The organism is Planktotalea sp., assembly GCF_050633725.1.
Lineage (GTDB): Bacteria > Pseudomonadota > Alphaproteobacteria > Rhodobacterales > Rhodobacteraceae > Planktotalea.
Window position 1 is genome coordinate 92,187 of sequence record NZ_JBOEHB010000012.1, and the last position, 13,911, is coordinate 106,097.

The following is a 13,911-nucleotide window of genomic DNA, read 5'->3' on the forward strand; positions in this document are numbered from 1 at the left end:
GTTACTTTTCGGTGAACTTTAGCTCAATTCGACGGTTCTGCGCGCGGGCTGCATCGCTGTCTTCTAGGTTCACGGGTTGGTATTGACCAAATCCATTCGCAGCGAGCCGGTCAGGTGGAATACCTAGAAAGTTCACCATATATTTCACAACAGATAGCGCACGAGCTTGGCTCAATTCCCAGTTATCAGCAAATTCGCCAAACCCAGAAAGCGGAACATTGTCCGTGTGACCATCAACGCGGATTACCCAATCAATACCTTCTGGGATATCGTCGGCAATTGAGCGCAATATGCCAGCAACCTTTGAAACTTCACCGCGCCCCTCATTTGACAAACTTGCCTTGCCCGGCGGAAACAACACTTCCGAAGAAAAAACGAAGCGGTCTCCTTCGATGCGCACGCCCTCTTGCGCGCCCAGTACATCTCGCAATCGACCAAAAAACTCGGAGCGAAAACGCTCAAGATCCTTGGTTTCGGCCTGCAACGCCTTTGCTTCGGCTTCCAAACGCTTGCGCTCAGCCTCTTCCAACTCACGCCTTTTGCGCTCTTCAGCGGCGACCCTGGCGAGGGCAGAATTTAGCTCTGAACCTAGGTTTTGAAGTTGCACTTGGTCCGCAGCATCCTGCGCTTTGGCCTCGTCCAAAATGGCCTGCAAGCTGGATAGTTGCGATCTAAGCGCCGCAACTTGCTGGTTCAACGCCTCGGTCTTTCGTTGTTGCTCTAGCGTTTGCTGCTGGGCTTCGCTCAGACTATCGCTTTGCGCCGCAAGTTCCTCGCGCGCCGCCGCCAATAGGATCGCTTGCTCGGTCGCATCATCAAGGCGCACCTCCGCATCCCTTTCAGCCGCCAGTTTTGCCGCCAAAGCCGCTGCCAATTGGCGCTGAACTTCTTCACGCTCAAGTTCTGCGGCTTGACGTGCAGCCAGCGCTGCAGCAAGGGTCTGCTCGATCTCGCTGTCATCCAGAGCTACGTTTAGATCCGCTTGGGCCTTTGCCAACGCGTCCCGCGTTCGCGCCAATTCAGCGGTCAAAGCAATAACCGTTTGGGCTGATTTCTCTTGCTTTTCCGTCATCGCCGCAAGTTTGGCATCAGCTGACTGTTGCGCCACGATCAAGGCTGCGTATCGCGACGTCGCCGCAACGCCCGCGGTCTCTAGCTCGGTCTCCAGCCGCGTTTGACTGGCCCGCGCCGCTTCCAAATTTGACTTCAGTTCAGCGACTTGTTCCTGCGCGGCTGCAAGATCGGCTTCGACGATTGCCTTGCTGGCGCTGACATCCTGCCCTTCCGCTTGCGCCGCTTCGAGGCTGCTGCGCGCCAAGGCCAACTGCGCAAGAACTTCAGCCAATTCTTCTTCAACGGCCAGTTTTGCCGCGTCTGTATCTTGCCCTTCCGCCAGCGCAGCATTCAGATCAGAGCGCGCCAAAGCCAATTGCGCCAGAACTTCCGACAATTCTTTTTCGACTGCCACCTTTGCTAGGTCAGTATCTTGTCCTGCGGTAACTGCCGCCGCCAATTGAGCGGTTAAATCTTCACTCGCTGATCGCGCCGCCGCTAGAAGCGTCAACGTATTCTCTGCCTCTTTGCGCTGCTCTTCTAATGCAAGGGTCATTGCCGTTAACTCTGCATCCGCTGTTTCAAGCCGCGCGCGAAGGGCTTTCGCGGCTTCGGCCTCTAAAAGTCGGGCTTGTTCTTCAGCGCTCAGCGCTTGTTGAAGCTCTGCCAATTCGCTTGCGCGCGCATCTAGCACTGCGTCCTTTTCTTCTCCCTCTTGACGAAGACTTGCGATCAAGGCTTCCATTGCGTCGCGCTGCGCTGCCGCTAAACGGGCGGCTTCAACTTGATCGTCGATTTCGGTGCGTGCGCTTGCGAGCGCGAGATCCAGCGCTTCTTTTTCACTGAGAAGGTCCGCCTGCGCGGTTTCCAAAGCGGCTATGTTGCCCAAAGCATCATCACGCTGCGCAATCAGCGACGCAACTTGCGTTTCAAAGCTGGTGATCTGCGCCGCAGCTTGGCGCAGGGCGGCGTCCTGCTCCGAGCGCTCTTGTTGCAACGCCAAAATAAGGGCGGATTGCGCTTCTGCGCGCGTTGTTGCGTCATCTAAGGTTGCATTTAATGCGCCAAGATCGTTTTCCAATTCAGCGGTTCGATCACGTTCAAGGCCTAGAGCCTCGGCCAAAGCGACGATTTCTTGGCCCAGATCATCAAGCTTGCTTTCTTGTCCCGTGATCGTTTCCCGAAGAACAAACTGCATGACCATAAACATGGTTAAAACGAACATCAAAACCAGTAAGAGGCCCGTCATCGCATCGACAAAGCCGGGCCAGATAGACCCTTGAAAGCGTTGTCCTGTGCGCCGCGAAAGTGCCATTAGGCACCGTCACGTTTGCGCGTCGCTTGTGCTTTTGCAGCGCCTGCGGGAGCTTTGCGAGGTTGTGTAAGCATGCGGCCGAGCGCGCCAATATCTGCGCGTAGCTCGACCATAGTCTCTGCGCGACCCGCTGACATTTCTTCTAGAATTTTCAGTAATTGAACGTCGATAGAACGCAATCGCATACGGCTTTCTGCATCCATACCGTCGCCGCCTAGCGAGCTGCCATCAAGCTTTGCGATCAGAGCTTCCTGCCCTTGCGCGACGCGCAGCAAGGCGTCGGTCGCAGTGCCCGTAGCTTCCATACGTTCCGTCATGCTGGAAATCGCGTCGGTGAGCGAAGAAAGTTTGTCATCCACCATCGAGCGGCTCACATCGCTTTGTGTGAACATCAGTTGCAGCGCTTCCATCTGCTCCGCCATGTGATCGACAACAGCGCCCATTGCCGCGTTTTCAACACCGCCCTCTCCGTCGCCGCTTGAATACCCAAGACGTGTGATAGAGGACAGCCATTCTTCCAATTCGCGGTAGAAGCGGTTTTGTCCGTGGCCTGCAAAAAGTTCCAACAAGCCAACAACGAGCGATCCGGCAAGGCCAAGTAGCGATGACCCAAACGCAACGCCCATGCCACCCATTTGCGCCTCAAGCCCTGATTGCAAACGCTTGAACACATCGGCCCCTGTTTCGCCTTCAGCGGCGCTCAGGTTGCGGATCGTGTCGACGATTGCAGGAACCGAGGTCGCCAAACCGTAAAAAGTTCCGAGGAGACCAAGAAAGATCAGAAGGTTCACAATGTAACGCGTTATTTCGCGCGCTTCATCAATGCGTGTCGCGACGGAATCCAGAATTGAGCGCGTCGAACTACTAGAGATCTGCATGCGCGATCCGCGTGAGCGTAGCAAAGTAGCCAAAGGTGCCAGCAAACTAGGAACGGATAGCTCTTCCACACCTTGTTTTTCGGATGCAAACCCTTCAATCCAGCGAACCATTTTGATGAGCTGGAAGACCTGCCAGAAACAGGCAAAAACACCAATCGCGAAGACGCCTAAGATAAAGCCGTTAAGCCAAGGGTTCGCCAAGAAAATTGGCAAAACACGCGGCATGGCAACGAAGACCCCAAGGCCAACGAAACCACTGACGATCAGCATTAGCGTAATTTGCCGCCAAGGCTGTGAGAACTGCGCGCTTACCTCACGTTCTGGCTTGTCCAAGGGGACTGCTCCTGACACGTTTCTTATTTGGAAACAGAATACGCAGAATACTGCGACAAGCCAAGAGTTATGAACAAAGCGCCTCAACGCGGCGTGATAGCCAGTTCAAATCGGCATCCTCAATCCCGAGTTCGACCAGATGTTGGGCGGTATTGTGAAGGTAGTCGGTGTTTGGACCGCGATCACCAACAGCGGTGGCGATCGCCTGAGCCTGCTCTTCCAGTTCGAGGTGACAGTACTGCACGTGTTTCGGATCAATCACATAAGTGACTGCTTCGACAACCTCGCCAGAGGCCAAATGCACAGGCAAAAGACGTTCGAGATAGGCCGAGGATATCAATTCACGTTCTCGCAGGTATTCCAACGTTTCGGTCTCGGTCCCAGCTTTGACGCGCAGTGCAACGCCTTCACAGCTCGCGCCCTTCACCTCATCAAGCGCGAGAACCAATCCTGGGTGTTCAGAAGTGCCCCGATGATGGATGGAACGCATACAAAAGCTGCGCGCGTAGTCATGCATCAAGCCGATTTGCTTGTCTTCGACTTCAAACCCCGGATTCCACAAAAGTGATCCGTATCCAAACACCCACATCGTCATCTTACTGGTCCTTTTTGAATAGCTGCCTTAGATACCAGCCAAGCCTTGAGGAAAAGACATGATACGACTGTTAGTAGTGATTATTGCCGCAGCCACGCTTTATGCAGGCTATTGGTTTGTTGGCTCCAACGGGGCCAATTCTGGCTTTGAGCGCTGGTTTGACGATCGCCGCGCAGAAGGTTGGGTCGCTGAGGTTGACGATATTAACACACGCGGTTTCCCCAGCCGCTTTGATACGACGCTCACCAATCTGTCGTTGGCCGACCCGGAAACAGGCGTCGCTTACAGCGCACCATTTTTACAGATTTTCGCGTTAAGCTATAAGCCCGAACATATCATAGCAGTTTGGCCTAACGAACAGAGCTTTAGCAGCCCGTATGGCAAAGCTGCCGTTAGTAGCACCGATATGCGCGCCTCTTTGATCGTCAAGAAGAACACCGCGCTTGCGCTACAAAAGGCAAATTTCACAACGGACGAATTGGCCGTTAAAATGGACAATGGAGACGCATTTGGAGCAGGTAAAGCTCTTGTTGCTGTTGAACTTACCCCGACTCCCGCTGCAGCGAACAACTACCACTTCGGCGTTGATCTCAAAGATCTCACTTTGCCTCAACCCAAAGGGCTACGGCTTGAAGTTGGCCTGCTGCCCGAAAAGTTAGATTACGCCCGCGCGGATGTTACCGCACAGTTTAATGCCCCTTGGGATTTGAACGCACTACAAACCGCGCGTCCGCAGCCAACAAAGATCGCCGTCAAACTGATCGAAGCGAAATGGGGGCAGCTAGAGCTACGGCTCGCAGGTGAGTTTGATGTTGATACCCAAGGCCGCGCAAACGGGAAGATCACTGTGAAAGCGCAGAATTGGCGCGATATCCTCGCAGTCAGCGCCGCATCTGGCGCGATTCCATCGCAGCTCGTACGCCCGATTGAGCAAGGTCTATCACTGCTATCAGGGCTCTCAGGCAATCGAAACACGCTCGATCTGCCGCTTGATCTGAAAGACGGCCAAATGAAGCTGGGGCCGATCCCATTAGGACCAGCCCCGCTGTTTCGCCTGCGTTAAGCGTAATGCTCTAACGTTGCGCGCACGGCTTGTGCCGCTTCTGCGCCCTTCTTGACGAAGTGGTCGGTATAAAAACCGATATGTTCTGGCGTCGGCTGGAAGTGATGCGGCGTGAGCGAGACCGAGAAGGTCGGCACGCCTGTGGTCATCTGCGCCTCCATCAAACCGTTCACGACAGCGGCAGCGACAAAATCGTGACGGTAGATACCCCCATCCACGACCAGCGCAGCGCATACAATTGCATCATATTCGCCAGTCGCGCCTAATTTTTTGGCAAGCAGTGGCATTTCAAATCCGCCCGGCACATCAAAGGCGTTGATCTGAACAGTCGCATCAACGCTGTCCATATCCGCCTCAAACCCGACAAGCGCCTGATCCACGATATCGGCATGCCAGCGCGCTTTTATAAACGCTATTTTCAGTTGTTTCGTCATTTTGGAACCTTTGTTTTAGACGTTACAAAAGCCCCAGAGCATCGCATTGGCCCGCCCACCCCAAAGGGCAAACGCACCGCTCTCTTTCATCCGGACTTTCACCGTCGGCCTTGGAATTCCACCAAAGTCTGCTGACCCCTCACGTTTTGCAAAGGCGCTCGCGGGCTATCACCGCCGGTAGGGACTTTCACCCTGCCCTGAGAACACCGCCTTCGTTGCACGCCGCGTCGCCCCTTGCAAGAGCGCGCGCGCAGCGTCACTCTGGCCTTAGTGCAATTTGGAGACATGCGATGAGCGATCTGCAAGCCCGTTTGGCGACCCGTATCGAAAGCAAACGTGATGATCTGATCCAGCTCACGCAGGATTTGATCCGCATCCCGACGCTCAACCCTCCCGGTGAAAACTATCGCGAGATTTGCACATTCCTCGGCGAACGCATGGCGCGCAGTGGCTTTGAGATGGAAATGGTGCGCGCAGAAGGTAGCCCCGGTGACAGCACCAAATACCCCCGTTGGAACGTTGTGTGCAGGCGCGAAGGCGCGCACGCAGGTGAATGTGTGCATTTCAATTCGCACATTGATGTGGTCGAGGTCGGCGCAGGCTGGACGTTTGATCCCTTTGGCGGCGAACTAAAAGACGGCAAAATCTACGGGCGCGGCGCTTGCGATATGAAAGGCGGGCTTGCAGCCTCCATCATCGCCGCGGAAGCCTTTATCGAAGAATGCCCTGACTACGCAGGCGCGATCGAGATCAGCGGCACCGCGGACGAAGAAAGCGGCGGCTATGGTGGTGTCGCCTATCTTGCGGAAAAGGGATTTTTTGATCCGAAAAGGGTGCAACATGTGATCATCCCCGAACCTCTCGGCGTTGATCAAATCTGCCTCGGACATCGTGGTGGCTGGTGGGCCGAGATCGAAACTTTTGGCGAAATCGCCCATGGCTGTATGCCCTTCCTTGGCGATTGCGCTGTGCGCCACATGGGCGCGGTTCTCGATAAGTTTGAAGATACGCTTTACCCTGCAATGGCAGCGCGCCACACCGAGATGCCTGTCATTCCAGAGGGTGCTCGCCAATCCACGATGAATATCAACTCGATCCATGGCGGGCAGAACGAACAGGCTGAAGACAGCACAGCCCTACCCTCGCACTGCGTCCCTGACAGCTGCCGCATCGTGATTGATCGTCGCTATTTGGCTGAAGAAAACCATGAAGGCGTCAAAGGTGAGGTCAAAGACCTGCTCGAAGAGCTACGCGTCACTCGTCCGAATTTCGAATATGCCATGCGCGAGTTAAATCACGTCGCGCCTTCGATGACCGATAAAGAAGCGCCTGTCGTGCAAACCGTCGCTGACGCGATTGAGGCGGTGATGGGCAAAAAGGTGCGCTATGTGGCCTCGCCCGGCACATATGATCAGAAACACATCGATCGCATCGGCAAGCTCAAGAACTGCATCGCTTACGGGCCGGGCATTTTGGAATTGGCGCATAAACCCGACGAATATGTCGGCGTCGATGACATGATCGACAGCGCCAAGGTGATGGCGCATAGCCTTGCTCAACTATTGGCGGGTGAGTCCGCCGTGGCCTGAACAAGCCCTTCGATGATCCCTGTCAGTGCCGCGCCGTGGTGTGGTTTGGCGTTTGGGAAGGCTCCCGTGACGGCGTCCTGAACGACTTGCATCAGGCTCGAACCGCCAACGAAAACCAAATGGGTGACGTCATCGTTTTTCAAACCTGCCTGCGCGGTGCATGTGCTGGCCATGTCTGCGATCTTCTTTGCCGAGTCTTGCAAGGTATGGGCCAAGGCCAAAGCATAGAGCGGCGCTTGGAACCCTTTTTCCAATGCATCAAGGCGGATATCGACACTCGCCAGCGGTTTGCTGTTGAGCGCGATCTTCGCGGCCTCAACGGCAAAGGCGAGATCATGACCGCGCTCATCCTCAAGCACACGGCTCAAGCGCTTTAACTTGTCAGGTTCCATCGCATATTGCAGCAAATCTTTAGCCGCGCGGCGCGTGTCTGGCGCATAAAGAAACGGAATTTTCTGCCATGTGGCAAGATCGGCAAAGATGCCGTTTGGCGCAAGATGCGTATCCTTGCCAAAGGCATGTTTGATCTGCGTGCCGCGCCCCATGAGCGGCATGACATGTTCAAAGCTGAGAAGACGGTCAAAGTCGGTGCCGCCAAGTCGCAGACCTTCACTTCGCACGATCTCAATCGCGCCATCAGCTTGCGAGCGAAACAGGGTAAAGTCAGAGGTACCACCGCCAATGTCGATCACAAGGCCCAGATCCCCCGCTTGCAACACGCTGGCATGCGCGCGCGCAGCGGCTTCGGGTTCGTTCATGAATGCGACGCTCTCAAAGCCGGCGATTTGGTAGCACTCGGTCAGGTCCGCTAGAGCCTGCGCATCGCGCTTGGGATCGTCGTGAAAGTGCACGGGGCGGCCCGACAGCGCGCGCGTGAAGCTTTGCCCCGTTTGCTTTTCAGCGCGGGCTTTCATTTCAGACAAGAAGCGCGCGACAATCTCGATGTAGCTCATGCGCTTGCCTAGGAACACATTGCTTTCTCGAATGAGCGGCGTGCCAAGCAGCGATTTCAGCGCGCGCATGTAGCGCCCCCATGCGCCTTCAAACAAGGCTTCTTCCGCGAAAGATCCGTACATCACTGACTTCTCTTCGAAGTCGAAGAACAACGCGGTCGGCAGCGTGGTTTTGCCCGGCTCCAACTCCAACACCTGCGGCGCGCCATTCACGTAGGTCCCAACCGCAGAATTCGACGTCCCGAAATCGACCGCAAGCGTCCCCATGTCCACACCCTATCCCTAGAAAGAGGCGCGGTTTAACCAAGGACGCGGGCTACATCAAGGATCAAACCGCGATATTGTCGATCAAGCGGACCCCCCCCAGCCAAGCCGCCGCGAAGAGCCGTGCTGGTCGTTTAACGTCGGTAACCAGCGATAGATCGTCCACAGCGCGCATTTCGAAGTAATCAACCTCGGTAAAACCCGCCGTTTTCAAAGCTGCCAGAGCCTCTGCGTGGGCAGCTTCGTAATCGCCGCCCGCGCGCATGGTTGCGGCCAGCTTTTCCATCTCTTCAATCAGACGCGGTGCCCAAACGCGTGTGCGATCCGAAAGCAAAAGGTTGCGCGAGGACATGGCAAGCCCGTCTTCTTCGCGAATGGTTGGGCAGCCGACAACGGTCACACCCAGATCGAGATCAAGCGAGAGACGCGTCACGATCTGTAGCTGTTGAAAGTCCTTTTCACCGAAAAAGGCGCGATCTGCGCTGGTCTGTGTGAAGAGCTTAGTGACTACCGTTGCGACCCCGTCGAAGTGCCCAGCGCGGTGCGCGCCGCAAAGCACATCGGTCAAACCACTAAGCGAGATATTTGTGCAAAAACCATTCGGATACATTTGCTCGCCATCGGGAACATAGACCACATCCACGCCAAGGGGCGCGAGTTTTGCTGCATCTTCAACCTCGGTCCTTGGGTAGTTCTTCAGATCATCGGGGTTGTTGAACTGTTTGGGATTCACGAAGATCGTGACGATAATGCGCGCGCATTCTTCCTTGGCGCGATGGACGAGGCTGAGATGCCCGTCGTGCAGCGCGCCCATCGTCGGCACAACGCCAATGACCTCACCTGCCATTTTCCACGCGCGTGTGATCTCGCGCAGCTCGCTGAGCGTGCGGACAATACGCAGCGCGCTCATTTGCTTTTTGCCTTAGGCGCAGATGAACTGAACACATGCTCTGGCCCCGGGAAGCGACGTGCGCGCACATCGCTCGCATAGGCCGCAATCGCAGCAGCGCCATCATCGCCAAGGGTTGCATAGCGTTTCACGAACTTAGCTTTGAAGGCCGTGAAAAGACCCAGCATATCGTCTACGACCAGAATTTGCCCATCACAGCCCGCCGAGGCCCCGATACCGATTGTGGGAATTGGCACGGCCTTGGTGATCTCATCGGCGAGCGCTTCTGGCACTTTCTCCAGAACGACTGAAAACGCACCTGCATCGCTGACCGCTTTTGCATCGGCGATGACCGCATCGGCGGCGTCATCGCGGCCCTGTACCTTATAGCCACCAAGCGTGTTAATCGACTGCGGCGTCAGGCCGATATGCGCCATTACAGGGATGCCCCGCGCCACAAGAAAGGCGATGGTGTCTGCCATATGCACGCCGCCCTCAAGCTTAACCGCGCCAGCCCCCGTTTCCCGCATCAGGCGCGCTGCATTTTCAAATGCAATTTCTTTGGAGGTCTCATAGCTACCGAAGGGCATGTCGATCACCATCATCGCGCTTTGAAGGCCGCGCGCAACGGCTTGACCGTGCAGGATCATCATCTCCATCGTTACGCCAAGCGTCGAAGGGAGCCCATGCAACACCATGCCAACGCTGTCCCCGACCAACACGAAATCACAGTGTTCATCCATCATTTGCGCCATCGGCGTCGTATAGGCTGTCAGGCTCACCAAAGGCGTGTCGCCCTTGCGAGCGCGAATATCTTCCGGCATCGGTGCCTTTTGTTTAGCTGTCGCGCTCATGGTGTTCTCCCCTTTTACTGCGGTGCAGCATATAACAATCGCAATGCGATAAGGCCAAGGCAAAACTCCGCTGACCTTAGGATCGCGATGCGACGAAAGGGACAATCTGCCCTAGCCAGCACTAGGGGAAGGGGCTACGCTCTTTCCTAAGCAACCAATGGGAGACTACCAATGATCAACCTTCGCACCCTTTTGCTTGGCGCTTCTGCTGCTGCGCTGCTCGCAGGCGCGGCCTCTGCTAAGTCCGACATCACAGTCGCATTACAGCTTGAGCCACCGCATTTGGACCCGACTTCTGCTGCGGCTGGCGCGATTGACAGCGTTCTTTACTCCAACGTCTTCGAAGGGCTCACCCGCTTTATGGCGGATGGCTCTGTCGTGCCGGGCCTCGCCGAGAGCTGGGAAATTTCCGCTGACGGTCTCAGCTATACGTTCAAGCTGCGCTCTGGTGTGACCTTCCATGATGGCAGTGCAATGGACGCTGAGGATGTGAAATTCTCGCTCGATCGCGCGCGTGCAGAGGATAGCACTAACGCGCAAAAGGCGCTTTATGCGGGCATCACAGATGTGTCCGTCGTTGATCCGATGACGGTCAAACTGACCCTTGGCGAAGCGAATGGTTCTATGTTGTTCAACCTCGCATGGGGCGATGCGGTGATTGTCGCGCCTGAGAGCATCGAGAACATCAAACAAATGCCGATCGGCACGGGCGCGTTCAAATTCGCGAACTGGGTGCAGGGCGACAAGATCGAACTGACGCGCAACGACGCCTATTGGGGCGATGCCCCTGCGCTCGAGGCAGCGACGTTCAAGTTTATCTCTGATCCAACGGCGGCCTTCGCAGCCGTTATGGCGCAGGACGTGGATGTCTTTGCGGGCTTCCCTGCCCCTGAGAACCTTCCGCAGTTCGAGGCTGATCCGCGTTTCCAAGTGCTTGTTGGCAGCTCAGAGGGCGAAACGATCCTGTCTACCAACAACAAAATGCCACCATTTGATAACGTGAAGGTACGCCAAGCTGTGGCCCACGCGATTGACCGCCAAGCGATCATTGATGGCGCTATGTTCGGCTATGGCACGCCAATCGGTACGCATTTTGCACCGCACAATCCCGACTATGTGGACCTGACAGCAGGCTCCGCGCATGACCCTGAAAAGGCTAAGGCACTGCTTGCCGAAGCAGGCATGCCTGATGGGTTTGAAACCACGCTGCACCTGCCGCCGCCCTCCTATGCACGTCGCGGCGGTGAAATCATCGCGGCGCAACTGGCCGCAGTGGGCATCAAGGCAGAGATCATCAACGTGGAATGGGCGCAGTGGCTTGAAACTGTGTTCCGTGGCAAAGACTTTGGCCTGACCATCGTCAGCCACACAGAGCCCTTCGACATTGGTATCTACGCGCGTCCTGATTACTACTTCCAGTATGACAACCCAGAGTTCCAAGCTTTGATGACCAAGCTGAACGCGACTGCGGACCCTGCGATGCGTTCAGACATGATCGCCACAGCGCAGACAACGATTTCGCAGGATTATGTGAACGGGTACTTGTTCCAGCTGGCCTTCCCAACCGTGGCGGATGCCAAGGTGCAAGGCCTTTGGGAGAACGCACCGACCCAAGCGACGGATTTGACGGGCGTTAGCTGGGCGAACTAAGCTCTGACCAAAGACTTAGAAACGCGCGCTCTAGTTCAGGGCGCGCGTTTTTGTTTGTCTTTCCTTATGCTCCTACGGCGTCGCGATATTGAACCAGAAATCGAAAGTGTCGTGCATTTCTAGCCAGCTCTGCATGACCTGTTGATCGCCTTCAATCGTCATCCCTTGCTTTGCCGCATCCTCCAAAGACAGTGCGCCCGAGGCAAGTTGTTCAAGCATGTCTTGCGACAGCGAAACCGTTGCATCCACTGCTCCAAAATCCGCGTCTTTCTGAGTGCGCGCGAACTCTGTTTGACGGCACACCCCGACGCGCGCCTTCTTTCCTTCAACCACAAACAGGATTGCAAAGTCTACGCCGCGCGCTTTGTCAGGATTTAGGCGCACCGCGAAAGCGTCGAACCAATCTTGCAAACTCAACGTCGCTGCGAGGTCCGCGTTGCGTCCACCAGCGGCAGGTAGACGCGTGACGCCTTTCTCAAGCTCCTGCGCGCCAGCGAGGTAAATATTGCGCATGATGCCGCTTTCGGCGCGATACCCTTGGTTGCGATGCACTTCTGCAAGCAGATCTCGCGCCGCATCATTGGCCTCAGGTGAAAACACCACATGGCTCAGGAGCGTTGCGGCCCATTGCAAATCATCCGCGCCAATTGCCTCGCGAGCAAGCGTCATTACAGCGTCGCGCCCACCCAATGCAGCGGTATATTTTTCTCCCAAACTCTCAGGCGGCAAAGGCTCGAGACTGACTGGTCGGCCATCAAAAAAACCGTAGTATTTCTGATACGTCGCACGGGCATTGAAACTGAGAGAGCCATAATATCCCCGCGTATGAAAAGCACTCTGCGAGAAGTCAGGCTCGCTTAAACGTGCCATTATTTCATCGGGGCCAAACCCATGATTGGCCAAGCGCAGCGTCTGGTCGTGCAGGTATTTGTAGATGTCGCGCTGCTCGTGCAGGTAGGTGGAGATGTCATCCGCGCCCCAAACAGGCCAGTTGTGACAATTGATCAAGACCTCGGCGGTTGCGCCAAAACGGATCAACGCACTGTCGATCACTTGCGCCCACAATAGCGGATCACGTACCTCTGCGCCGCGCGGCGTTAGCACATTGTGCATCGTTTGCGTGCAAACCTCGGCCATGCACATCACGCGGTGATCTGGCAGGAAGAAGGTAAACTCTGCAGGGGCCTCTGTACCCGAGGCCATCAGGAATTCAAAATTCACCCCGTCTATCACGCGGGTTTCGCCAGTCTTGCAAACCTCATGTGTCGGCAACACAAACCCCCGCGAACCGCGCGCAACGGTTTTGCCGATACCGCCGTCGACCATGCCCTCTGGGCCAATGGGCAACGCAATTCCAAACTGATCGACAGCGCGGCGCGATGTGTGATTTCCTCCCATCACACCCTCGGCAGCTGCGAAATCCATGAAGCCTTCGGGTACATAAATCGGTGGCCCGTTTTCAAGATCATTCCCCGTTACCCCGCGCAGACCGCCAAAATGATCTGGGTGGGTGTGAGTGACCAAAATCGCGCTTACTGGCCGCGCGCCGAGCGTGTCATTCACCAATGCCAGCGCCGCAGCAGCGCTTTCTCGGCTGATCAACGGATCGACAAGAATCCAGCCCGTTTCACCACGAATAATCGTCATGTTGGCGAAATCACAACCGCGCGCCTGCCAAACGCCGTCGCACACCTCAAAAAGCCCGTGAATTGCGTTAAGTTGCGCGTGACGCCAAAGCGATGGGTTCACTGTCTCAGGGCAATCTTCTTGCAAAAAGTCGAACCAAGCGGGGTCCCACGCCTTCAACCCATCTGCCCGCGAAACACCACCCTCCGGCAGGCTGGCGATCCAACCACGTCGCGCATCCTCAAACGCTTTTTGATCCGCAAGCGGAAGGCGTTCAGTGACCTTTTGGTTGTGCTCAATCGTGGTTGAATAAACCTTTGGTTCCGAGTTGCTCATTGGACGGACCTTCCTGCGATTCCAATTGCTTCATGATCCACTCTAGAAAGGTGATTTCAATCACGCCATAGCGCAGCGT

11 protein-coding genes and 1 riboswitch are annotated in these 13,911 nt (G+C 55.8%); of the genes, 3 read left to right on the forward strand and 8 right to left on the reverse strand.

What is annotated here, in order from left to right; genetic code table 11:
• Position 1: 1 nt before the first annotated feature.
• The 3 genes from ACRBCU_RS11490 to ACRBCU_RS11500 form a co-directional block, all read right to left on the reverse strand.
• Positions 2-2,368, reverse strand: coding sequence for a peptidoglycan -binding protein (locus ACRBCU_RS11490; protein ID WP_431365525.1), 2,367 nt, complete (start codon positions 2,366-2,368; stop codon positions 2-4).
• A complete protein-coding gene (locus ACRBCU_RS11495; protein ID WP_431365526.1) occupies positions 2,368-3,579 on the reverse strand; it encodes a biopolymer transporter ExbB in 1,212 nt (403 codons plus the stop codon). The genes ACRBCU_RS11490 and ACRBCU_RS11495 overlap by 1 nt, the downstream gene beginning before the upstream one ends.
• A gap of 67 nt (positions 3,580-3,646) precedes the next feature.
• Entirely contained in the window at positions 3,647-4,174 is a 528-nt protein-coding gene (locus tag ACRBCU_RS11500) for a gamma-glutamylcyclotransferase (RefSeq protein ID WP_431365527.1), read from the reverse strand.
• Positions 4,175-4,232: 58 nt separating this feature from the next.
• On the opposite strand from ACRBCU_RS11500, the gene ACRBCU_RS11505 reads away from it, so the two are divergent.
• Positions 4,233-5,237 (forward strand): DUF2125 domain-containing protein, encoded by a 1,005-nt coding sequence (locus tag ACRBCU_RS11505; protein ID WP_431365528.1) that lies wholly within the window; start codon positions 4,233-4,235, stop codon positions 5,235-5,237.
• Here the strand turns inward: ACRBCU_RS11505 and ACRBCU_RS11510 are convergent.
• Positions 5,234-5,671 carry a 6,7-dimethyl-8-ribityllumazine synthase gene (locus ACRBCU_RS11510; RefSeq protein ID WP_431365529.1) on the reverse strand — a complete coding sequence of 146 codons (438 nt, stop codon included), beginning with the start codon at positions 5,669-5,671 and terminating at the stop codon, positions 5,234-5,236. The two genes, ACRBCU_RS11505 and ACRBCU_RS11510, sit on opposite strands and share 4 nt — an antisense overlap.
• A gap of 74 nt (positions 5,672-5,745) precedes the next feature.
• Positions 5,746-5,880, reverse strand: a riboswitch (FMN riboswitch).
• An 81-nt stretch (positions 5,881-5,961) separates the two neighbouring features.
• On the opposite strand from ACRBCU_RS11510, the gene ACRBCU_RS11515 reads away from it, so the two are divergent.
• Positions 5,962-7,260: an acetylornithine deacetylase/succinyl-diaminopimelate desuccinylase family protein gene (locus ACRBCU_RS11515; protein WP_431365530.1), complete on the forward strand. Its 1,299-nt coding sequence runs from the start codon at positions 5,962-5,964 to the stop codon at positions 7,258-7,260.
• On the opposite strand, the gene ACRBCU_RS11520 is transcribed toward ACRBCU_RS11515, so the two are convergent.
• The 3 genes from ACRBCU_RS11520 to panB all read right to left on the reverse strand — a co-directional run bounded on the left by ACRBCU_RS11520 (position 7,227) and on the right by panB (position 10,220).
• Positions 7,227-8,480, reverse strand: a complete 1,254-nt coding sequence (locus ACRBCU_RS11520; protein WP_431365531.1) for an Hsp70 family protein — start codon at positions 8,478-8,480, stop codon at positions 7,227-7,229. The two genes, ACRBCU_RS11515 and ACRBCU_RS11520, sit on opposite strands and share 34 nt — an antisense overlap.
• 61 nt (positions 8,481-8,541) lie before the next feature.
• A complete protein-coding gene (gene panC, locus ACRBCU_RS11525; protein WP_431365532.1) occupies positions 8,542-9,387 on the reverse strand; it encodes a pantoate--beta-alanine ligase in 846 nt (281 codons plus the stop codon).
• Positions 9,384-10,220: a 3-methyl-2-oxobutanoate hydroxymethyltransferase gene (panB, locus tag ACRBCU_RS11530; protein ID WP_431365533.1), complete on the reverse strand. Its 837-nt coding sequence runs from the start codon at positions 10,218-10,220 to the stop codon at positions 9,384-9,386. Before panB ends, panC begins: the two co-directional genes overlap by 4 nt.
• A gap of 171 nt (positions 10,221-10,391) precedes the next feature.
• Between panB and ACRBCU_RS11535 the strand changes: the two genes are divergently transcribed.
• Complete coding sequence (locus ACRBCU_RS11535) at positions 10,392-11,870, forward strand: ABC transporter substrate-binding protein (protein WP_431365534.1); 1,479 nt, start codon at positions 10,392-10,394, stop codon at positions 11,868-11,870.
• Between the two features lie 72 nt (positions 11,871-11,942).
• On the opposite strand, the gene ACRBCU_RS11540 is transcribed toward ACRBCU_RS11535, so the two are convergent.
• Complete coding sequence (locus ACRBCU_RS11540) at positions 11,943-13,832, reverse strand: alkyl/aryl-sulfatase (protein ID WP_431365535.1); 1,890 nt, start codon at positions 13,830-13,832, stop codon at positions 11,943-11,945.
• Positions 13,833-13,911: the final 79 nt, after the last annotated feature.

What these genes read in the sequence shown, in the direction of transcription:
- ACRBCU_RS11490 (WP_431365525.1), bottom strand. Translation starts at nt 2,368, where the DNA reads ATGGCACTTTCGCGGCGCACAGGACAACGCTTTCAAGGGTCTATCTGG.
- ACRBCU_RS11500 (WP_431365527.1), bottom strand. Translation starts at nt 4,174, where the DNA reads ATGACGATGTGGGTGTTTGGATACGGATCACTTTTGTGGAATCCGGGG.
- ACRBCU_RS11505 (WP_431365528.1), top strand. Translation starts at nt 4,233, where the DNA reads ATGATACGACTGTTAGTAGTGATTATTGCCGCAGCCACGCTTTATGCA.
- ACRBCU_RS11510 (WP_431365529.1), bottom strand. Translation starts at nt 5,671, where the DNA reads ATGACGAAACAACTGAAAATAGCGTTTATAAAAGCGCGCTGGCATGCC.
- ACRBCU_RS11515 (WP_431365530.1), top strand. Translation starts at nt 5,962, where the DNA reads ATGAGCGATCTGCAAGCCCGTTTGGCGACCCGTATCGAAAGCAAACGT.
- ACRBCU_RS11520 (WP_431365531.1), bottom strand. Translation starts at nt 8,480, where the DNA reads ATGGGGACGCTTGCGGTCGATTTCGGGACGTCGAATTCTGCGGTTGGG.
- panC (WP_431365532.1), bottom strand. Translation starts at nt 9,387, where the DNA reads ATGAGCGCGCTGCGTATTGTCCGCACGCTCAGCGAGCTGCGCGAGATC.
- panB (WP_431365533.1), bottom strand. Translation starts at nt 10,220, where the DNA reads ATGAGCGCGACAGCTAAACAAAAGGCACCGATGCCGGAAGATATTCGC.
- ACRBCU_RS11535 (WP_431365534.1), top strand. Translation starts at nt 10,392, where the DNA reads ATGATCAACCTTCGCACCCTTTTGCTTGGCGCTTCTGCTGCTGCGCTG.
- ACRBCU_RS11540 (WP_431365535.1), bottom strand. Translation starts at nt 13,832, where the DNA reads ATGAGCAACTCGGAACCAAAGGTTTATTCAACCACGATTGAGCACAAC.